The organism is Peptococcaceae bacterium (assembly GCA_024655825.1).
Classification (GTDB): Bacteria; Bacillota; Peptococcia; order DRI-13; family PHAD01; genus JANLFJ01.
In genome coordinates this window covers 1-20,191 of sequence record JANLFJ010000010.1, presented here as the reverse complement: position 1 = coordinate 20,191, position 20,191 = coordinate 1, and the positions used below count along the sequence as shown (strand labels likewise).

The following is a 20,191-nucleotide window of genomic DNA, read 5'->3' as shown; positions in this document are numbered from 1 at the left end:
GCGCACATCACTTTTTCAAGTTTAAGCCGGCATATTTCAACAGCCCGCCAGCCGTTACAATCTCCACCTGCCTGGGCGTAAGGGAATGCTTCAGCCTGAAGGAAGCGCCCCGCGTCAGGTTCCTGGCCGTTATTTCGTTTCGCCGCACCGCCTCCAAAAGGTTGTCGAGTTCCAGCCTGTCCCCCTGGTTTACGGCTTCGTAGTCGCCTTCATCCGCAAAAGTCAGCGGCAGTATGCCGAAGTTAATCAAATTCTGCAGGTGGATGCGGGCAAAAGACCTGGCAAGCACGGCTTTTATGCCCAGGTACCTGGGAGCCAGGGCCGCGTGTTCCCGGCTGGAACCCTGCCCGTAGTTGTGGCCGCCGACGATTATCCCGCCCTTTTCTTCGACCACGCGCTGGTAAAACGCGGGGTCGACCCGGCTGAAAACGTACCTGGAGATCGCGGGGATATTTGACCTGAGCGAGAGTATCTGGGCGCCGGCGGGCATGATGTGGTCGGTGGTGATGTTGTCTCCCACCTTCAGCACCACCGCTGCCGAAATCTTACCGGGCAGGGGGTCAAAATCCGGCAGCGGCTTTATGTTCGGGCCCCTGACAACTTCTACCGCGCTCCCGTTCCTGGGCGGCTCGATGATCATGCTGTCGTCGACTGTAAATTCTTCAGGCATGGTTTTACCCGGCGGGTCGCCCATTTTCCTGGGGTCGGTGAGGCAGCCGGTCAGGGCCGCCACCGCGCAGGTTTCGGCCCCGGCCAGGTAAACCCTGGCGTCCGCTGTGCCGCTGCGGCCTTCAAAGTTCCTGTTTGATGTCCTCAAAGAGACGGCCCCGGAAGCGGGAGCCTGCCCGACGCCGATGCAGGGGCCGCAGGCCGATTCCAGGATCCTGGCGCCGCTGGCGATAAGCGAAGCCAGGACCCCCTCCTTGGCCAGCATGTAAAAAACCTGCCGCGAGCCGGGCGCTATGCAGAGGCTTACATCCGGGTGCACCGTTTTCCCTTTCAGGATGCGGGCAACCCTGACCAGGTCGGCGTAGGAAGAATTGGTACAGCTGCCGATAAATACCTGGTCGATTTTCTGCCCTTCCAGTTCCCTCACCGCCGCCACGTTGTCGGGGCTGTGGGGTTTCGCCGCCAGCGGCTCCAGCAGGGACAGGTCGATCTCGATGGTCCCGTCGTATGCGGCATCAGGATCGGGCAGCAATTCTACAAAATCCGCCGCCCTTTGCTGCACTTTCAAGAATTTTTGGGTCTGGGCGTCGCTCGGAAAGATGGAGGTCGTCGCTCCCAACTCGGCCCCCATATTGGTGATTGTGGCCCGCTCCGGGACCGTCAGCTCAGCCACACCCGGGCCGCCGTATTCAAAAACCTTGCCCACCCCACCTTTTACCGTCAGCCTGCGCAGGAGCTCCAGGATGATGTCCTTGGCCGAAACCCAGGGAGCAAGCCTGCCTGTAAGCCGAACGTTTATGACCTCCGGCATGGTCAGGTAAAACGGCTGGCCGGCCATGGCCAGGGCCACGTCCAGGCCGCCCGCCCCGATGGCCAGCATGCCCAAACCCCCGCCGGTCGGGGTATGGCTGTCCGAACCCAGCAGGGTTTTGCCGGGCTTGCCGAACCTTTCAAGGTGCACCTGGTGACAGATGCCGTTCCCGGCCCGCGAGTAATGTATCCCGTACTTCGCGGCCACGGTTTGCAGGAATTTATGGTCATCGGCGTTCTCAAAGCCGGCCTGCAGCGTGTTATGGTCCACGTAGCTCACGGACAGTTCGGTCTTGACCCGCGGGATGCCGATGGCTTCAAACTGCAGGTAGGCCATCGTGCCGGTCGCGTCCTGGGTAAGCGTCTGGTCGATTTTTATCGCTATTTCCCGGCCCGCCTTCATCTCTCCTTCGACCAGGTGCGCTTTGATTATTTTCTGCGTGAGGTTCAAACCCATTTATGCTCAGCCCCTTTTGATTGCTTATGCTGCCCGCATTATCGCGGCGAAGCCGCTCCTAAAACAATAGGATACAGCATTTTGGAGAAGACGGCAAGTGGTGCGAAAACGGGCGCCCCCCGGCGCCCGTTGTTCAACTCTCTTTTATTTCTCTTTTACCTTTCTTTTATTTCTCTCCAGATGCGTTCGGCGGTAATCGGCAGGTTCCGGATCAAGGCGCCTGCGGCTTCGTACACCGCGCCGGCAACGGCCGGGGCGGTGGCGAAACAGCCGCTTTCGCCTATTCCCTTGAGACCGAAAGGACCGGGCCCGTCCTGGTTTTCAACGAACGCGCACTTGATCTCCTCCGGTATGTCCAGGGCGGTCGGGATCCTGTAATCCAGGGCGCTCCCGTTGACCAGCAAATGGTGTTCATCGTAGACCATCTGTTCCATCAGGGTGTGCCCTATCCCCATGACGGCCCCGCCTTCTTCCTGCCCTTTGGCCTGGAGGGGGTTGACCGCTTTTCCGATGTCGCTGACATTGACCAGTTTGAGGACGGAGACCTTGCCGGTTTCCCTGTCCACCCTGACTTTTGCCGCGCAGAACACGACTTCCCAGAAATCGGTCAGCCCGCCGAGCGGGTGCCCGGGCGCCTTTTTGCCCTGGTAAATCCCCCGGCCGACCACTTCTCCCATGGCCGGCCCGTAACAGGCGGCCAGGAGTTCGGCGTAAGTCATCTTCACCTCGCCGGCCTTCACCACTCCCTCTTCGATCACCACGGCTTCCGGTTTTTGGGAAGCGAGCCCGGCCGCCATTTCCTTCACCTGTTCCAGGATGTCCCGGCAGGCCCTTACCACGGCATGGCCCATGGTGATGGAAGACCTGCTGGCGGCTGTCGAGAGGTCAAAAGGAGCGGCCAGGGTATCCCCCATCACCACATGGACACGTTCCAGGGGGATGCCCAGGGTTTCCGCGGCAAACTGGGCCATCACCGTCCTTGCACCCTGGCCCATCTCCGTTGTGCCCACGGCCACCGTGGCGCTGCCGTCGGAGTGCAGCTTGACAAGCGCGTGGGACACACTCGACGGGATGGGGTTTTTAATCCCGATGGCAATCCCCAGCCCCGTGTTTTTTTCCTTTTTCTCTTCCTCTTTCTTGTCCCAACCGATCAGTTCGGCCGCCCTGGCCAGCCCTTCGTGCCAGTCCCCGTCCACCGGCGTGTCCCCGGGGATCAGGACCTCGCCCTTGCGCGGCAGGTTAATAAACCTGAGCCGGAGAGGATCAATACCCAGCCTGGCGGCCGCTTCGTTCATTTGCGACTCCAGGGCCCAGGTCAGCTGGGGCATGCCGAATCCCCTGAAGGCCGTGGCCGGCGTGGTGTTGGTGTAGATGGCCCTTGCCCTGATGCGGGCATGAGGAGTCCGGTAAGGACCGCAGGCCAGGAAGGAGGCCTTGGCGACGATGCGGGGAGCCGCGTCAACGAAAGCCCCCATCGCGTAATCGGCGAGGATGTCCTGGTAGATGATCTTCCCATCCCGGTCAAAACCCGTCCTCAGCCTGACGCGGGAAGAAAGGCGGCGCGCCGCGAAGAAGCCTTCTTCGGTGGAAAGCAGGATCTTTACGGGCCTGCCGGTCCGCAGGGCCAGGTAGGCCGCCAGCGGTTCTATTTTGGCGTAGCCTTTCCCGCCGAACCCGCCGCCAATATCAGTGGCCACAACCCGAACCTTGGAGTATTCCAGGCCCAGGCAGGCGGCGACAACCCGGCGCAGGATAAAGGGGTTCTGGATGGGCGTCCTTATTTCCACGCCGCCGTCGACCAGAGGGATTGCCAGGCACGAGTACCGTTCCAGAGCAAAATGGTGGACCATGGGAAAGGTGTACTCGTTTTCAAGCTCGCAGGCGCACTCGCTCCTGCTGCCCTCCACGTCGCCCCAGCCGTAATTGTACTCGCTGAAGACATTGGACCCGGCGTTAACCAGGGGAGCCCCTGGTTTCAAAGCTTCTTCGATGCTTGTCACGGCGGGCAGTTCCCGGCATTCCACCCTGATCAGCCGGAGCGCGGCCGCGCAAACATCTTCGTCCTCCGCCAGGACCACTGCCAGCGGCTGGCCGTGGAACTTAATCTCCTTGTCCGCCAGCAGCGGGAAGTCGGCCAAAACCGGGCCGAAACGCGGGACCGGCTGCGGCAGGTCTTCCCCGGCCAGCACCGCGTAGACGCCCGGGACCTCGCGGGCCGGACCAGTGTCTATTTTCAAATCCACGGCCCTGGCAACCTTAGAGCGCAGGATCTTGCAGTGCAGCATCCCGTTTACTCCTTCGTCCACGGCAAACCTCAAGCTGCCGGTGACCTTTTTTACCGCGTCCACCCGCGGCACGTCTTTGCCAATGTATTTCATAAACACCACCCCGTTCTCCAGATTTAAGCCGCGCCGCCGCACGGCGGCAACTGCCGGTTTATCGCTCGCCGGCGCCGGCTCCTTTTCTTTTCTGGGCCGCCTTGGAAACAGCGCCGATTATCCTGGTGTAGCCCGTGCAGCGGCAGAGGTTGCCGGCCAGGGCCTCTTTTATTTCTCTTTCCTCCGGGTCCGGGTTTTCATCCAGCAGGGCCTTTGCCGCCATGATCATCCCCGGGGTGCAGAACCCGCACTGCACCGCTCCTTCCTCCAGGAAGGCTTCCTGGATGGGGTCCAGTTTATTATCTTTATTCAAATCCTCGATAGTCACCACGCTGCGGCCGTCAACTTCCGGCGCCAGGACCAGGCATGAATTGACCGCCCTGCCGTCCAAAAGCACGGTGCACGCGCCGCACTCCCCTTTTTCGCAGCTCGCCTTGGTGCCTTTGAAGCCGAAAGTGTCGCGCAGAACCTTCAGCAGGGTGTGCGTGGGCTTGACGGCCACTTTTTGCGCTTTCCCGTTCAGGGTGAATTCCACCATTACTTTTGTGCTCTCCATTCTTCCTTCACTCCTTTTGTTTGAGCCTGTCCCCGGCTGTTTCCAGGGCCCGCCTGGTCAAGACTTCAACCATGGCCAGGCGGTATTCCCTGCTCGCGCGTATGTCCGTGATCGGCCGTGCCTGGCCGGAAACTTCCGGCAAGGCCTTTTCCAGGGCTTCCGCGCTGCCGGCCCTCCCGGCCAGCAGCTTTTCCGCTCCGGTCGCCCTGAAAGCGGTGGGGCCGGCGGCGCCGACGGCTATCCGCACCTCTCCCGCCCTGCTTACCAGGGCGGCGGCCCCCACAATGGCCAGGTCAACGCCTTCCCGCCGGCCGAGCTTCAGGTAGCAAGAACCGCACTCCGGCGGTGGGGCCGGCAGGAAGATCGACTCAACGATCTCGCCTTCTCTAAGGTCGGTTTTGCCGGGACCCAGGAAGAAAGCAGCAGCGGGTACCGCGCGTTGGCCGCGCTTCCCGGTTATATTTATCTCCGCGTCGAATAGTAAAAGGGCGGGTACCGTGTCGGCAGCCGGCGAGGCGTTGCAGATGTTGCCGCCGATCGTCGCCCAGTTCCTGACCTGCCTGGAGCCGATCTTGCCTGCCGCCTCGGCCAGAGCCGTGTAACGGGCCCTGACCGTCTCGTTCGCCGCCACCTCGCTCAAAGTTGCCAGCGCGCCGATGGTCAGCCCTTCATTCTCAGGAGTGATTCTGCCTGCCAGGGCCCTGATCCTCTTCAGAGGGATAACGGCCCGCGGCATAATCTTACCCTCTTTGATGTTGATCAGCAGGTCCGTCCCGCCCGCCAGCAGAGCGGCCGACTTCCCGTACTCGTCGAGGATGGAAAACGCCTCAGGCAGGCTTTCAACCTGCAGGTATTTGAATTTGCTCACGCTGTTTGCACCACCCTGTCGTTATATTTGTTATAGGTAATAAGCGGTCCCCTTCATAAGCAGCCTCGCCGTCCTGTAAGCGCTCACGCTAATCAGCCGCGTCCCGCCCGGGTGCCGCTCCGTTTCCACGCCCGCTTCGATGACCCCGCCGGGGTGCCCTATCCTGAGGCTCGTCTCATCAAGGCGCAAGGAGACCAGTCCCTGAACCAGCGTCCCTTCGACCGCCGCCGCCGCTGCGGTGCACAACGCGCCCGTCAGGGCGTAGGTCCTGTGGGCTTTTTGCATGGACATCATCCGCCCCACGAGGTCAATCTCCTCTTCCTTTACCAGGCGCCCTTCCGTGGTGACGTAAGCCTTCGCCCGGGTCACCAGGGTCATCTTCGGCACGGCGGGCGATTTTAAGGCCGCTTCCTCCGCGTTGGCGACAAAGCCCAGCTTTACGGCCGCAGCCGCCCGGATCGCCTCCATCCGCCGCAAGATTTCCTCCGATGAGTCTATTTCCGCGGGAAGCTCCAACCCAGTAAGCCCGGCGTCCTCCACCCTGGCGAAGACGAGCGGGTTGGCCGCGTCGACTATGGAAACCTCGATCTCCCCGCTTCCAGGCACCCGGAGCACGTCAACGGCGTTTCCGGTGGGCAGGAGTTTACCCGTCACGGACCCGGCCGGGTCAAAGAACGTGAGTTTGACGGGAGCCGCGCTTCCCGGCACCCCGTCGATCCTGTATTCCCCCTCGTAGAGAACCTGCCCGCTTCTGACCTGGACTTCGGCATGGATGATCTTGTTGGTGTTGGTGTTCAGGATCCTCACCACGGTGCGCGGTTCGCTGATCGTTACCAGACCGGCCTCAATGGCGTAAGGCCCGACTGCCGAAGAGATATTGCCGCAGTTGCCCTTGTAATCGACCACCGCCTTGTCCACCGCCACCTGGGCAAACGTGTAGTTTACGTCGGCGTTTTCCGCCGCGGAAGGAGCGATGATTGCGACCTTGCTGGTGACAGACGCGGCGCCGCCCAGGCCGTCAATCTGCCTGCCGTCCGGGCTGCCCATCACCCGCAAAAGCATCCGGTCCCTCTCCGGGCCGGGCGGGGGCAGGTCCTTCTCGGCGAAAAAAAGACCCTTGCTTGTTCCCCCGCGCATGATCATGCAGGGAATACCCTTCAACAACTTTCCTCACCCGCTTGTCAACATGACTGAAGTCAAAGGGGTTGTCCCCCTCCGCTTTAAAATATATCATATATTTTATTTCTATATGTGGTTTGATAATTCCTTCATAAAATAAATGTTTTTTGTCAATTTACCACAAAAAAATCACTTGCCGGAAACAAAACTCCTCCTGCAAGTGATTCCAATGGGTTTTTTCATTCCACAACAGGGCGGTCCTGGCCCTGTTTATTTTTTTGAGACCAACACTTCACAGCTATCTTGACCCCTTTTTTGTAAAACTCGTAGACTTCCTGCGGCGAGGTCGGCTTTTTGCTTGTCCCGGCATGAGGCGTCACCGCCAGGGCCACCCCATTTTCAGCCATGAGTTGAGCTTTGTCGGGGCTTATTCCGTGCCCATGATGAATCACATCTTCCCCCGCTTCAATGAACATGCGGGCGGCTTCATCTCCCTCCAGGCAGGCGCCGGTTTTTTGGCCCCGGTCGTGGTCAACGCCAATAAAGCCATGCACCAATTTCACCGCAACAGCATAACATTTATTCCACCCGAACCAGGAAAGGAGGTGCAGCAGTATGGAAATAGGTTTGGAACTGGTGACGGAGACCTCGCTCTTTCTTACCCCCAACCACAGCTTCCGGATGGAACTCTACGCAGGCGATGTCCTGCTTCCTCTCTCGATTGGAACCGATGTCTACAACTACAATTGTAACATATGGCCCAATAAAACCGTGGCGGCCACCGGGAGAAAGGCAGTCCACGAACTCAAGGTCGCCCTGGGTCCCTTTGAGGCCGAACCCGCCAGGGCCATCGCCATCCGCGAAGAGGATCTGCCGGGACTCAAGCTGAAGCTGGCGAACAATAAAATACTTGACCAGGCCGAATTGAAGCATGGTTTCAGCCTCCGCGTCAGCCTGGCCGGTCGTGTCCTCGACATCCCCCTGGCCCGGCCCGACGTCCGCGTGTACTGGGAAAGGCGCGGCGAATTCACCGTCCCCCTGGGTGACCTGGTAGCCTGACAGGCCGCCTGAATGAAAAAAAGAGGAGGCCGAAGCCTCCCCCCACTCAATCTGACACCTCCGGACCCGGCCGCAACCTAGGACAGGAGCGGTGTCAGAAGGAGCGCAACCAGGCCCGCGGTGAGCAGCCTCATAACCGCGCCCAGCACGGCGGCGCCCATAGCCTCGCGGTGGGACAAATCGGTAACCCCGGACCAGATGACCGGGATCTGCCCGAAAATGACGGAAAGCGGGAACCCTGAAGCCGCCAGCACGAAAGACCCGATGACCAAATTTTTCGGCATGGTCGCGGCCACGTCTTTCAACTGGGACATGGCCAGGGTCGGCGAAGCCAGTATGCTGACCATCCCCGACTTGGGATCGATGGCCAGGGCCGACAGCATCGAGGTGAGCGCGTTTTCGATGGGCTTCCAGATACCGAGGTAATCGAGAGCGCCGATCAGGGAGAAGATCACGGCGAAAGCGGGGATGATCAGGAGGAAAACGATTTCAGCGCCTTCCCGGGTCGCGCCGAAGAGAGTCGGCAGCGCGCCGGTGGTGGGCGTAAAGCTGGGCAGTTGTTCCAGCGACACGGCTTTGGTGTTGCGCCAGATGGTCAGCCTCAACAGCGGGGGCACAATGACCAGCGGTAAAAACACGGCGATGACTATCACCAGGAAGGCCTTGGCGCCCACGGCCGTCAGGGCGATCAGCCCGAACATGAAAGTGGAGAATGACTGCTGCGATTGGACCATGGTGCAGATGGCGATTTTCTGCTCGTCCTTGGTGGCCCCGGCTTTAACCAGGATAGGGCCCCCGATCCTTCCCGCGGCGTTGATGTCTCCAAGGATGTTATAAATGGCGGGGATGAGGACGGCGGAGTTGACCTTCATCAGCCTGGCCAGGGGAAGGAAGAGCCTCATCAGGGCGTCGGTAAACCCCAGTCGTTCCAGGGTGCGCCCGACCATTACGCTGATGATGACGGCTACGCCGAGCGTGCCGGTAAGGGTGGTCTGGACAATCGTGGGGAAGGCCCTTTTGACCATGGCGTCAAAGATGCCGGCGATAAACCCGGGAGCGAAAAACAGCCCGACTAAAGACAAGCCAACCAAAACGAGGCCCACGATTTCGATCGTCTTTATTTTCTTTTCACCAGTTTTGATTTCCGTACTCACTTTCATTGCTCCTTTCTTTATTTGATTATTTTTTGCCTGACAAAAATCTCGCGGAGATATCGCGCGCGTATTCCTGGAGCTCTTTGCCGCCGAACGACTCGAGGGGAACGCTGGTCATTCTCTCCCGGAAGAGGACAACCTCCAGTTCGGGCAGGTGCGCCTTTATCGCCCAGGCCAGGGGCAGGCCGTTTTCCATGATTTCCAGGGCGTGCGAGTTCCCGCAAATAAAATTCAGTCCGAGCTGCCGGGCTTTTTCAATGAGGGGATTGCCGGGGTATGCCCTGCTGATGGTGGCCAGCAAAGTATCCGCGCCTGGATGTTCCCGGACGACGCTCTCCAGGTGTTCCGGGGTGAAACCCGTGTGCGGGAAGATGTGAATGACCTTGGTGACAGGGTTTTCGGGCCTGCCGACCAGGATGACGCCTTTCGCGCAAACGCTCGTTTCCTGGATGTCACGGCACCCCCTGATTTCCCGCTCGCTTTCGAGCATCCTTTCCTCCACTTCGGCGGACATGAGGGTATTCAGGCGCTCCAGCATGTCCCCCACTGTCTTAATCCCGGCAAGCGCCTCGCCGACGTAGAGGATATTGCCCGGAATGCCGCCGTACCTGATGTCCACATGGTAGGCGCGGTGACCGTGGAGGTAGGCAATGCCCGGATGAAGCCCGTGAAAAGCTTCGTGCAATTCCAGCGCCGCCACCTTGTAGAGCCCAAGGTAGGTCCGCAGCAGGACCCCGCCTGAATTGGCAGCATCGGCAATAGGGTGATGCGCCACGATGGCGTCGACACCTGTCGCGCCCGCCAGTTCGATAGCGCTCTCGGTAAGAGTCATTATGACAGCCGCTTTCTTGATCTCCATCTCCATGCTGCCGCAGACCAGGCCGGGCGTTTCGGTGACGGCTTTCCCGGGGATGTTCGAGGACTTGGTCACCACAAACAAATTTTTGCCGCCGGCCGTATCCTCAGGGGACTTCAGCACCCTCCCCCCGGTTATTTTGTCCAGAGCTTCCACTAAATCCTTGACCAGTACTTTTTTGCTCACAATCGACTCCCTCACTTTCTGTGCATCCTTTAAAAACCGGTCAGCTTCTTTTTTCCATCACCCCCTTTCTGGAGACAAGCCTGGCGAAAAGCGCGGCAGCCGGCTTTGGTCCGCAGGGCCGGCGGGCCGCCCCGAAATTTTTGCCCCTAAACAAAAAACCGCCTGCCCTCTGCCCGCCGGAGGAAAAAAGGAACTACCCTTCTCTCCTTCGCCGGGGACGGGTAAGCGGTCGTTTCGGGCTCTCCCGATAATAAAAAACGCCGGTCGGTACAATGAAAGGATTGATTGCCTTTCATCCACTAACCAGCGGTCATATCGGGCTCTCTTTTTAGGGAGCTCCCTCAGCCAGCTTACAGCGCTGTTCGGTTTTTTCCGTTGTATCCTATTCGACACGAAAATAAAAATTCCTGCTTATTAAGCGCAAATCTTATATTTTTTTATAACTTTATTTCTTTTATCAACTCATCCACTTTTTTCTCGAAAATTGTAACACTGAAGGAAATTTCCGTATATGGGTCGTAGTCTTTCAGGTGAGCCAGAATCTTGACTTTCAGCGCCTCTTCCACCGTCTTGATGAAGCGGTCCTTGAACTCCAGGATGAGCGCGAGGTCGATCAACTTGGTGGTCAGGCGGTCCACCGGGTCCAAGGCGTCAAGCCCCCGGAGGCGCTTGTTATTAGCGATAATGAATACCTTGTCGTCGATGATTTCGACCTTCTGCCATCTCAAACCCTGGCTGAAAATCTCCATGTTCACCTTGTTGTTCAGCCTCATGATCTCCTGCTTGAACTCACCCAGTAACACCCCGTCACCTCTTTCCCGGTAATAGTTAAAGCGCGTATAACAATCACCTCGCCCTGTTTATTTGAATTATACCACAGGCGGGACAAATTCTGTATCTCGGGCTGCAATTCCCCTGAAAAAATAATCGATTATTCTCTCCACCGACCTTTCAATTTCAGCGGGAGCGAGTTCGACAAAGGGGCCGGCGATAAGGCCGACTCCCCCGTAGAACAGGTTGGCCGCCAGGAAGGGATCGACCGGCCTTATTTCGCCGCCGGCAATGCCCTCTTTTACAATATTCTCGATCATCTCCAGGCGCTGCGCGTGGAGCTGCCGCACCCGCTTGCGGAACGACTCGTCGAGCGGCAGCGTTCCCAGCATGGCCATCCTGGCCATGGAACGGTACCGCTTCCCGAACAGGATGTGCAGCAGGGCAAAGGAGGCCAGTTTCTCCCTGGCGCAATCGTGCCTGCCGGTCTCCTCCAAAAGTCGTTGATTGAACTTCTCCATTCCCGCCTTCAGCGTTTCGCTGAAAAGGTGTTCCTTGCTCTTGAAGTATTCATAAACGGTGCCCTTGCCCACCCCGGCCTGCCGGGCAATCTCTTCTATCCTGGCGCCGTGAAACCCCCTGGTTGAAAAGACCTCTGCCGCAGCCTTCAGAATCAAATCCTGCTTGGCCGGGCTGCCGCTTTCCCTCATCGCTGTTCACCCCCGGCAGCGGAAACACTCGCGGCGCCCTTGCCCCCGCGGAACCTTCTCCACCGGCCGGCCAGTTTATTCTTGGCGTCTTCCAGGATGATATACATGCAGGGTACAAGGACCAGGGTGATCAGGGTGGAAAAGGACAGCCCGCCGAAAACGGCCGTAGCCATGGGAGCCGACATCTCGGACCCTTCTCCCAGGCCGAGGACGAGAGGCACCAGCCCCAGGATGGTGGTCAGGGTTGTCATGAGGATCGGCCTGAGCCTGGTGGGCCCCGCTTTGAGTATGGCCTCCTTGCGCGGCAGCCCGTCGCGGCGGCGCAGGGTGTTGATGTAGTCGACGAGGACTATGGCGTTGTTGACGACGATCCCGGCCAGCATGATGACCCCGATAAAGGCGGGAACGTTGAAGGTCCGCCCGGTTACGAGCAGGGAGAACACGACCCCGATGACGGTGGGAGGAAGGGCGAACATTATGGCGAAAGGATAGAGCAGAGACTCGTACTGCGAGGCCAGGATCATGTACACCAGGATGATCGCCAGGATAAGGGCAAAGCCCAGGTCGCGGAATGATTCCATCATGTCCATGCTTGAACCGCCGAAAATTACCTGGATGCCGGGAGGAACGTTCATATCCCTGATCGCGGCCTGGATGTCGGTAATGACGCTCTTTAAGTCTCTGCCGGAAATGTCCCCGGTCACCGAAACCCGCCTGGACTGGTTGATCCGGCTGATGCTCGTCGGGCCGGTGGTTGTTTCGAAGTCGGCCACGTCTCCCAGGGGAATAAGCGCGCCCGTGGAAGAAGGCACGGTCAGTATTTTCAGGTCGTTTACGTTTTTCCTGTATTTCTCGTCGACGATGACGGTCACGTCGATCTCCTCGCCCTTGGAACGCAGCTTGGTGGCGGTGGATCCGTTGACCGTTGCGGCGACCAGGCTGGAAAGCTGGGCGACGTTTATCCCGTAAAGGTCGGCCTTTTCCCGGTTGAGCCTGATGTGGAGTTCGGGGCGACCCTCCTCGAAACTGGCCCTGGCTTCGCGGACACCATCCACCGTTTTTATGCGCGCGGCGACCGCTTCGGAAAAGGCCCGCAGAACTTCAAGGTTGTCGCCGGTCAGCCTGATCTCGATGGGAGCCCCGCTGCCTCCCATGCTGCTGTCCGCAGCGCTGATGTTTATCCTGGCGCCAGGAATGCCGGCGCATTTTCGCCGCAGTTCGTCCAGTATCTGGTCGATGCCGCGCTGCCGCTTGCTTTTATCGACCAGCCTGCCGCGGATAAAAGCGCGCTCCGTGGTGGAGGCGGAACCGATCATCCCGCCGCCGCTGCCCACGGCGTAGAAGGTCCACTCGTGTTCCGGCAGTTCGTGGATGTAACCGACCATCAGTTCGGTGACGCGCTGCGTCTCCCGCAAAGCCGTGCCGTTGGGGAGGGCGATGCTCACCGTGTATTCGCCGCTGTCCTGCTTGGGCATGAATTCCATGCCCACCGCGGGAATTAGGGCCAGGCTCGCCGCCAGCAAACCCGCGGTCAGGAAGACAACTTTCTTTTTGTTATTGATTGCCCAGTGCAGGACGACGCGGTACTTCGCGTCCAGGCTGTCGATCATCCCGTACCAGAAGTCGGCCAGCCTGGCAAAGAAGGCGAAACGCCCGTTCCCGCCGCCGCTGCCGTTTGGGCTCCCGTTTTCCCCGGCCTTCCCGGCGTGGTTGACCTTTAAAATCTTGGAAGAAAGCATGGGGACAAGGGTAAGGGCCACCGCCAGCGAGGAAAGGAGCGAAAAGGACACCGTCAGGGCCATTGGCCGGAAAATCTGGGAAGCCAGGCCTTCGACATAAACGATCGGCAGGAAAACCACTATTGAAGTGAGCGTCGAGGCCACAATGGCGACCCCTACCTCCCCTGAGCCCCTGGTGGCCGCTTCAACCCGCGAATACCCTTCCCGGCGGTGGCGGTATATGTTCTCCAGGATGACAATGGCGTTGTCCACCATCATCCCCACCCCCAGGGCCAGGCCGCCCATGGAAACCATGTTCAGGGTGAGGCCGCCGAAGAACATGAGGATAAAGGTGGCGATGACGGAAATGGGGATGGCCGTGCCGATAATGAGCGTGCTGCGGAGGTTTCTTAAAAAAAGCAGCAGCACAAACACCGCCAGCACGGAGCCGGCCAGGATGTTCCTCGTCACGTTGCGGATGGAGAGCCTGATAAACTCGGCCTGATCAAAACCTGTTTTGATCTGCGCGTCTTTCGGCAGGTACTTTTTGATCTCCTCCAGTTCCTTGGAGACGGCGTCCGACACTTTTACGGTGTTGGCGTCCGTCTGCTTCTGGATGGATATCTGGATGCCTGGCGCGCCGTCCATGTAAACAAAGCTTCTCTTCTCCTTGAAGGTGTCTTCCACCCTGGCGAGTTCGCCCAGCCTGATATAACCCCCTGTGGAAAGGGGGATCTTGAGGTTCTCGATCTCTTGCGCGTCTCTAAATTCCCCGGTGACACGGAGCACGTGCTCTCGCTGGCCTTCCTCCACCGTTCCCGCGGAGGTGTTGCGGTTTTCCGCCCGCAGGTAGGATACGATCCGGTCGAGGCTCAGGCCGTAAGCCTGAAGACGCTGGGGAACGACAGACACGCGTATTTCCCTCTGCACGCCGCCTTCCACGGACACGGAAGCCACCCCTTCGACCCGTTCCAGGCGTGGTTTGACCACATCGGCGGCCAGCTTATCCAGCACGGCCAGGTCCTGGCTGCCTCCAAAACCCAAAACCACCACCGGCATCAGATTGGGGTCCATCTTGATCAACGTGGTCTTGCCCGCATCGGAAGGCAGCACATTGGCGATAAGGTCCAGCTTTTCCCTCATCTGGTTGAGGGCGAAGTTCATGTCCGTGCCCCAGGCGAACTCCACCATGACCATGGAGCGGCCCAGGCTGGAGGTTGAGCTGATGTTTTTGATGCCGTTGACCGTGCCCAGCACGCTTTCGATCGGCCGGGTGACCAGGTTTTCGATCTCTTCCGGGCCCACGCCTTCGTAAGTGGTCATGGCCAAGGCCATGGGCAGGTTCAATTCGGGCAGCAGGTCCATGTTCAGCTTGCTGACCGATACCGCGCCCAGCAGGATGATGATTAAAAACAGCATGGTGACCGCGACGGGTCTTCTTACCGATGCGTCCGAAAGCTTCATCGCCGTTCACTCCCCGTCTCGGCCGAAACGGGGCTGCCGTCCTTTAGGCCGTACTGTCCCTCAACGACCAGCGCTTCCCCGGCCTGCAGCCCCTCGATGATTTCCGCCCTGTCTCCCAGGGTCAATCCAACCCTGACCTCCTTCATCCTGGCCTGGCCGTTTTCCACGACGTAGACCACTTTTTTCGCTCCCTGGTCAAGGATGGCCTGCTGGGGAACAACCACCACGTCCTCCCTGGTCTCCACGACCAGCTGGACTTCGCCGTACATGCCGCCCTTGAGCGCTTTGTCTTCGTTGGTTATCTCCAGGGTCACCGGGTAGGCCCTGGTCCTGCTGTCAGCCTGCGGCGCGATGGAGGTGATGAGGCCCCTGTATTCCCCGCCGGCAGCCGGCACCGCGACCGTCATTTCCCCGCCTTTTTTCAGCCTGCCGATATTGGCCTCGCCGACCTGCACCTGGAGTTTCAGCTTATCGCTGTTGACCACCGAAACCAGTGAGCCGGCGCCTGCGAGCTGGCCTTCCACGGCCTCCACGCTGGCGACCGTCCCCGCGAAGGGACTGCTAATCACCGCGGCCTCCTTTTGGAGCAGCAGGTTCTCGTATGTAAATTTAACCTGCTCAAACTGGGACTTTGAAACCGCTCCCGCCTCGTAAAGCTGCTGGTTTCGCTCGTAGTTGAGACGGGCCTGCTCGAGCTGCAGGTCAATCTCGCGCGAATCAAAGACCACCAGGGGGGTCCCTGCGGCCACCTCGTCTCCCACCCTGACAGGCACACGCAGTACCCGCAAGGAAGGGTTTTTCGCGCTCAAATAAACCTGGTCCTGGGGCTGCAAAAGCCCTCCTAGGTTTATAGTCTTTTTCAGCGTGTCCTTCTTCACCGTTTCCACCCGCACGGGTATTTTTTTTACGCCACCAGCGGCCTGCTGGGCCGGTTTCTGGCCGCAGCCGGATACGGCCAGGCCAAACGCCATAACGAGCGCCGCCAAAACTACCAGTCTGTTATTCACCTGAAGACCTCCTTGCTTGCTGGCTTTTGACCGAACGGTCGGTCAGCACACATTTTCATTCTATTTCTCTGCCGGGTAGGTTGTCAATCGCGTTTCCGGCCATTTTTTCAATTTCTTTGCGCCTGGGCGGGCCGAAAGATGTCGAAAATCTATTTCACCGGCCAATGAAAAGGATTAAAATAGATCATAATCATAATGAGGAAGAAACGCAGTCCAGAAACGAGGCGAAAAGTGGCCTATGAAGAAAACCGGCGTTTCCGTTGTTTTTCTTTTCATCCTGACCCTCCTGATCATCAACGGGCTGATCATCACCACGGCGTACAAGGCCATTTTCAATTACTTCAAACACGTTAATGCCCCTCCCTACCTGGAGCTGACGACCGATGCCATCACCGTGCTGCTGGCCTGCCTCGTCGTGTTCACCGCCATCGTCATCATCCTGGAAAGAAGGGACCCGGCCCGGACCCTGGCCTGGCTCCTGGTCCTCATTTTCCTGCCCGTGCTGGGTTTCGTCCTGTACATGACCGTGGGCCGGCAAATCAGGAAACGCCGGCTGACCGCAAAAAAAAGAAGGCTGAGTGAATTTATCTATCCCCTGGAGGAAAGTATTCCTGAAAGTAACCCTGATTTCAGCAAGTTGCCCGCTTCCAAGGAAAGACTGATGAACCTGATCATCAACACCGCCGAATCCCCTATTACCCTGTACAACGATGTCCAGGTCCTCACCGACGGTGATCAGATTTTTTCCGCGATGTTTGAAGCCCTGGAATCAGCACGCGAGCATATCCACCTTGAAACTTATATCCTGCGGAGCGACGAAATCGGCAGCCGGCTCATGGAAATCCTGCTGGCAAAAGCACGGCAGGGGGTTGAGGTGCGTGTCATATACGACGCCCTGGGTTCCCGCGAGCTGGGCGAGTCTTACCTGCAGAGCCTGAGACAGGCGGGAATAAAAATAGAACCCTTTTTCCCGGTGCGTTTCCCAATCCTGCACAACAGGATCAATTACCGCAACCACCGTAAGATACTGGTGGTCGACGGGCGGATCGGCTTCGTGGGCGGCGCCAACATCGGCGACGAGTACCTGGGCCGCGACCCGGGCATCGGCTACTGGCGGGACACGCACCTGCGGATCAGCGGGAACGCCGTCTGTTTTCTCCAGCGCATTTTCCTGCTGGATTGGTACTTTATCACCAAAGAGTCGCTGGAAGAGAAATTTCCCTGTCCCACCGGCGAGCGTCCCGGCAACAAAATCGTCCAGATTGCTTCCAGCGGGCCGGACACCCACTGGGAGTCGATCATGCAGGCCTATTACTACGCCATCGCCACCGCCGAAAAATCGGTCCACCTTTCTTCGGCCTATTTCATACCCAATGAAAGCATCCTCACCGCCCTCAAGACGGCGGCCTTGAGCGGGGTGGACGTCAAGATCCTTTTGCCCGACAGAACGGATCACCAGATCGTCTTTCTCGCCGCTATGTCCTACCTGGAAGAGCTGATGGAGGCCGGGGTGGAAGTGTACCTTTACCAGAAGGGCCTGATGCACTGCAAGGTCCTGACGGTGGACGGGGTGCTTTCCGTGATCGGTTCGGCCAACATGGACCAGCGCAGTTTCCGGTTGAACTTTGAGGTGAATGCCCTGGTCTACGACAAGGAAACCGCCCGACGGCTGGACGAGGATTTTGCCCGGGACCTCCTGGATTCACACGCCCTGGACCTGGAAAGCTTCAAGGAGCGGTCGCTGCCGCGGCGCGTGCTGGAATCGGCGGCCAGGCTGCTTTCGCCGCTGTTGTAACAGACAGAAAGACAGGCATTTCTATTCGACATATTTTAACACATATTCCGCAAATCGTATAAAACATAAAAAATTGTGGTTAAGAATTTCTGCCACCTTCTTCATGTCCACTTTTGCATATTCATGAACAAGAATATTTCTGAACCCAGCCATTCCTTTGATCTGTTTCCAACTCTTCAGCTGTCACACCCTGATACTTGCTCAGTTGCATGCAATAACGGTCAAGCTGTTTCAGTTTTTCTTTTATCAATTCAATGTCCGCCACATTTACCCCCTCCAAAGGTGCCTTCAGCCAGGCGCCTGCGCAGGCAGTCATTTTGCGCCCTTAAAAACGGCCTGAAATCGAGGTATTCTCTGATTGTCCGTTCATGAAATGCTCGCCTGGCGCTTTCCGATCGGCAAAACATCAGTTGACCATCCTTGATTATCTTGAATCGCAGCACCAGGGGAGCTGAGTTCAATATTACCAGATCCACCCGCTCCTGCAAGAGGCGCTCCAGCTCAACCGAAAACTCGCTTTGGTAGCCGAAAAGACCCGCTGCTGCATGTTTGTCTTGGTCCAAAAATACGGCAATATCCACATCGCTCATTTTCCCGGCTGTGCCTTTGCTTAAAGAACCGAACAAATACGCAAAAAGGACCTCTTCTCTTGCTGATATTACTTCCCTTGCTTTTCGAATGATCATATCTTTAATTATATTTATGGTCATGTTTTAGCCTCTCATTCCATATTTTGGCTCAATTATACCCCAAGCCCACCTTTACCGCAAGCTCGGCCGGAATAAAGCGTTCCGCCTTCCGCCGGCTATTTAACTTTATGCCGCGATAAACTATAATATTATTCAGTAGCACTAAAATCAGGCAGGCGAGTAAAAACGATGAGAAGAATATTATTGCTGGTCCTTATGCTCATGCTGCTTCCGGCCCAGGGCGCGCTGGCCGATATTCCGGGAGATTACCGGGTCATACCCGGCCAGACTTACCGGGTCCTGCTGGGAGAAAGGCTCAGCTCCGACGGCCTGACCATCCACAGGATCTACGACGAATACAGCGGCCTGTCCGGCCGGCTGGACTATAAGGGCAGCCTGAGCTACGGCAAAATCAGATGGAACATCCAGGAAGACATCAGCCTTCCCAAGCCGTTTGGCTCGCTGGAGGAAGCCAAAAAATGGCTGCAGGGCAGCGACCCCGCCAAACTACGGCTGCCGCCGAACACCGTCGTCAGCGAAGAGGTCCTCAATGAGTGGAGCAGGTCCGGGTACCAGGCAACCGGTGAATACTGGGAATTTTGCCCGAAAGGGCTGGTCAGCCGCGATCTGAAAGCGGACTACGGCGTAATACCCAAGCCGTACCTGCTGGAAGGCCTCACCGGGCCGGAGGACTTGAAAATCAACGTGCTTGTCGACAACAAGCCGGTGGTGTTCAGGCAGGATAAACCCTACGCCGCCGACGGGAGCGTGCTGGTCCCGGCCGCGGTCATCGCCGAAAAACTCGGTTACAAAACAGGTTACGCGGTTGACGGCAACAACATCGGCGTGGTCACCTTTGAAAAAGGGCCAAGGAAAGTGGAGGTTTCGGTCTGGTGGGACTTTGCGGTCATCAACGGCTACAAAACCCGTTTTGAAGCCCCGACGCGGCTGTCCATTAACGAAAGGGTTTTGGTCCCCGTCGACCTGTTCGCTTTTATGTCCTCGGAAGTGAACTGGCGGTTTGATCAGGTCCACTCCAGTTCGTCGATGGTTATTTCGATCCGCTCGTAGGCTTGAACGTTTTCTTTGATCAGCGCATAAAACTCCGTGGCCTCGCCGGGGCTTGCCGACTTCAGCTCGACGTGGACGTGCCCCAGCGGTCCGCGCGCTTCAATGAAGTTCACAGTGAATCTGATATGCACCGAATTGCTGTTGTTGTTCGTCACCCTGCCGGACACCTCGGTGGAATTGGGGTTGTAGCCGCGCAGCTGTATCGGGGAAAAACTGATCTTATCCTTCGCCGGCGGGGGCACAAGATCAGGCCTGGTGATCGTAACGGTCCGCGTTCCTTCGGACCACTCCACCTCGGCCTGCATGGCTTCCGCCACAACCCGCAGGGGAACCACAACCCGCCCGTCGATGATAAACGCCGGCACGTCCGGGGTGGCCACCTCGTTGCCGTTCAGCACAATCCTGGCCACCGGGTATGTTTTGTAATACGTGACGGCTGTCGCTGTCGAAAAACCGAGCAGCAAGGCGCAGGCAAGCATGATCAGCAAAGCGGGCCAGGCCAGTTTTTTGGGCATGCGGTTCTTCCTCCCTTCCGCTTATCGCTGATTACATTATACTAAAACGCTGTTTATCTTTTGCGTTATTTGCATCATGGCGTTTATTTTTTGTAATCCTGATATATTATCAGACATCACATAAGAATAAGGGAAAACCAGGCTTAACCTATCCATATAGATGCAACAAGCTATAACGAAAAAACCCGGCCAAAAAAACGGTATGTTAAACCATTCAGCTGCCTCTTTATACATACAGATATTGCCACCTCCTAGTACAATATAGTTGTAATCAATCAGCGACTTAATCGCCGCTGTAATTACTAAAATTTGATACTTAACAAAATATTGATTTATCCT

Annotated in this window: 19 protein-coding genes; 3 read left to right on the top strand and 16 right to left on the bottom strand. The window is 57.8% G+C overall.

Annotated features, from left to right (window positions below):
• Positions 1–7: 7 nt before the first annotated feature.
• The 6 genes from NUV48_05455 to NUV48_05430 all read right to left on the bottom strand — a co-directional run bounded on the left by NUV48_05455 (position 8) and on the right by NUV48_05430 (position 7,411).
• The gene (locus NUV48_05455) at positions 8–1,936 is read right to left on the bottom strand and encodes an aconitate hydratase (protein MCR4441588.1); all 1,929 of its coding nucleotides are present in this window, start codon (positions 1,934–1,936) and stop codon (positions 8–10) included.
• A 155-nt stretch (positions 1,937–2,091) separates the two neighbouring features.
• The gene (locus tag NUV48_05450) at positions 2,092–4,314 is read right to left on the bottom strand and encodes a xanthine dehydrogenase family protein molybdopterin-binding subunit (GenBank protein ID MCR4441587.1); all 2,223 of its coding nucleotides are present in this window, start codon (positions 4,312–4,314) and stop codon (positions 2,092–2,094) included.
• 58 nt (positions 4,315–4,372) lie between these two features.
• The gene (locus NUV48_05445) at positions 4,373–4,870 is read right to left on the bottom strand and encodes a (2Fe-2S)-binding protein (GenBank protein MCR4441586.1); all 498 of its coding nucleotides are present in this window, start codon (positions 4,868–4,870) and stop codon (positions 4,373–4,375) included.
• Positions 4,871–4,877: 7 nt separating this feature from the next.
• A complete protein-coding gene (locus NUV48_05440; protein ID MCR4441585.1) occupies positions 4,878–5,738 on the bottom strand; it encodes a xanthine dehydrogenase family protein subunit M in 861 nt (286 codons plus the stop codon).
• 30 nt (positions 5,739–5,768) lie between these two features.
• Entirely contained in the window at positions 5,769–6,902 is a 1,134-nt protein-coding gene (locus NUV48_05435; protein ID MCR4441584.1) for a 3-methylitaconate isomerase, read from the bottom strand.
• Between the two features lie 194 nt (positions 6,903–7,096).
• Entirely contained in the window at positions 7,097–7,411 is a 315-nt protein-coding gene (locus NUV48_05430) for a hypothetical protein (protein MCR4441583.1), read from the bottom strand.
• A 61-nt stretch (positions 7,412–7,472) separates the two neighbouring features.
• Here NUV48_05430 and NUV48_05425 point away from each other — a divergent pair, with 61 nt between their 5' ends.
• Entirely contained in the window at positions 7,473–7,916 is a 444-nt protein-coding gene (locus NUV48_05425) for a hypothetical protein (protein MCR4441582.1), read from the top strand.
• A 77-nt stretch (positions 7,917–7,993) separates the two neighbouring features.
• On the opposite strand, the gene NUV48_05420 is transcribed toward NUV48_05425, so the two are convergent.
• From NUV48_05420 to NUV48_05395, 6 genes are all read right to left on the bottom strand, one after another.
• Positions 7,994–9,076: a hypothetical protein gene (locus NUV48_05420; protein ID MCR4441581.1), complete on the bottom strand. Its 1,083-nt coding sequence runs from the start codon at positions 9,074–9,076 to the stop codon at positions 7,994–7,996.
• 19 nt (positions 9,077–9,095) lie between these two features.
• Positions 9,096–10,112, bottom strand: coding sequence for a Nif3-like dinuclear metal center hexameric protein (locus NUV48_05415; protein ID MCR4441580.1), 1,017 nt, complete (start codon positions 10,110–10,112; stop codon positions 9,096–9,098).
• A gap of 437 nt (positions 10,113–10,549) precedes the next feature.
• Positions 10,550–10,915: a Na-translocating system protein MpsC family protein gene (locus NUV48_05410; protein MCR4441579.1), complete on the bottom strand. Its 366-nt coding sequence runs from the start codon at positions 10,913–10,915 to the stop codon at positions 10,550–10,552.
• A gap of 66 nt (positions 10,916–10,981) precedes the next feature.
• The gene (locus NUV48_05405) at positions 10,982–11,593 is read right to left on the bottom strand and encodes a TetR/AcrR family transcriptional regulator (GenBank protein ID MCR4441578.1); all 612 of its coding nucleotides are present in this window, start codon (positions 11,591–11,593) and stop codon (positions 10,982–10,984) included.
• Entirely contained in the window at positions 11,590–14,775 is a 3,186-nt protein-coding gene (locus NUV48_05400; protein ID MCR4441577.1) for an efflux RND transporter permease subunit, read from the bottom strand. The genes NUV48_05405 and NUV48_05400 overlap by 4 nt, the downstream gene beginning before the upstream one ends.
• Positions 14,772–15,782, bottom strand: a complete 1,011-nt coding sequence (locus NUV48_05395; protein ID MCR4441576.1) for an efflux RND transporter periplasmic adaptor subunit — start codon at positions 15,780–15,782, stop codon at positions 14,772–14,774. The genes NUV48_05400 and NUV48_05395 overlap by 4 nt, the downstream gene beginning before the upstream one ends.
• 238 nt (positions 15,783–16,020) lie before the next feature.
• On the opposite strand from NUV48_05395, the gene cls reads away from it, so the two are divergent.
• A complete protein-coding gene (cls, locus tag NUV48_05390) occupies positions 16,021–17,577 on the top strand; it encodes a cardiolipin synthase (GenBank protein ID MCR4441575.1) in 1,557 nt (518 codons plus the stop codon).
• A gap of 121 nt (positions 17,578–17,698) precedes the next feature.
• On the opposite strand, the gene NUV48_05385 is transcribed toward cls, so the two are convergent.
• Both NUV48_05385 and NUV48_05380 read right to left on the bottom strand, forming a co-directional pair.
• The gene (locus NUV48_05385) at positions 17,699–17,842 is read right to left on the bottom strand and encodes a hypothetical protein (protein MCR4441574.1); all 144 of its coding nucleotides are present in this window, start codon (positions 17,840–17,842) and stop codon (positions 17,699–17,701) included.
• Entirely contained in the window at positions 17,829–18,287 is a 459-nt protein-coding gene (locus tag NUV48_05380) for a nucleotidyltransferase domain-containing protein (GenBank protein MCR4441573.1), read from the bottom strand. The genes NUV48_05385 and NUV48_05380 overlap by 14 nt, the downstream gene beginning before the upstream one ends.
• A gap of 168 nt (positions 18,288–18,455) precedes the next feature.
• On the opposite strand from NUV48_05380, the gene NUV48_05375 reads away from it, so the two are divergent.
• On the top strand, positions 18,456–19,337 hold the full coding sequence (locus NUV48_05375; protein MCR4441572.1) for a copper amine oxidase N-terminal domain-containing protein: 882 nt from the start codon (positions 18,456–18,458) through the stop codon (positions 19,335–19,337).
• Here the strand turns inward: NUV48_05375 and NUV48_05370 are convergent.
• Together NUV48_05370 and NUV48_05365 are read right to left on the bottom strand one after the other, a co-directional pair.
• Positions 19,292–19,852 carry a copper amine oxidase N-terminal domain-containing protein gene (locus NUV48_05370; GenBank protein ID MCR4441571.1) on the bottom strand — a complete coding sequence of 187 codons (561 nt, stop codon included), beginning with the start codon at positions 19,850–19,852 and terminating at the stop codon, positions 19,292–19,294. The genes NUV48_05375 and NUV48_05370 overlap by 46 nt on opposite strands.
• A gap of 36 nt (positions 19,853–19,888) precedes the next feature.
• Positions 19,889–20,191 (bottom strand): hypothetical protein (locus NUV48_05365; GenBank protein ID MCR4441570.1); only part of this gene is annotated, 303 nt, incomplete at its 5' end.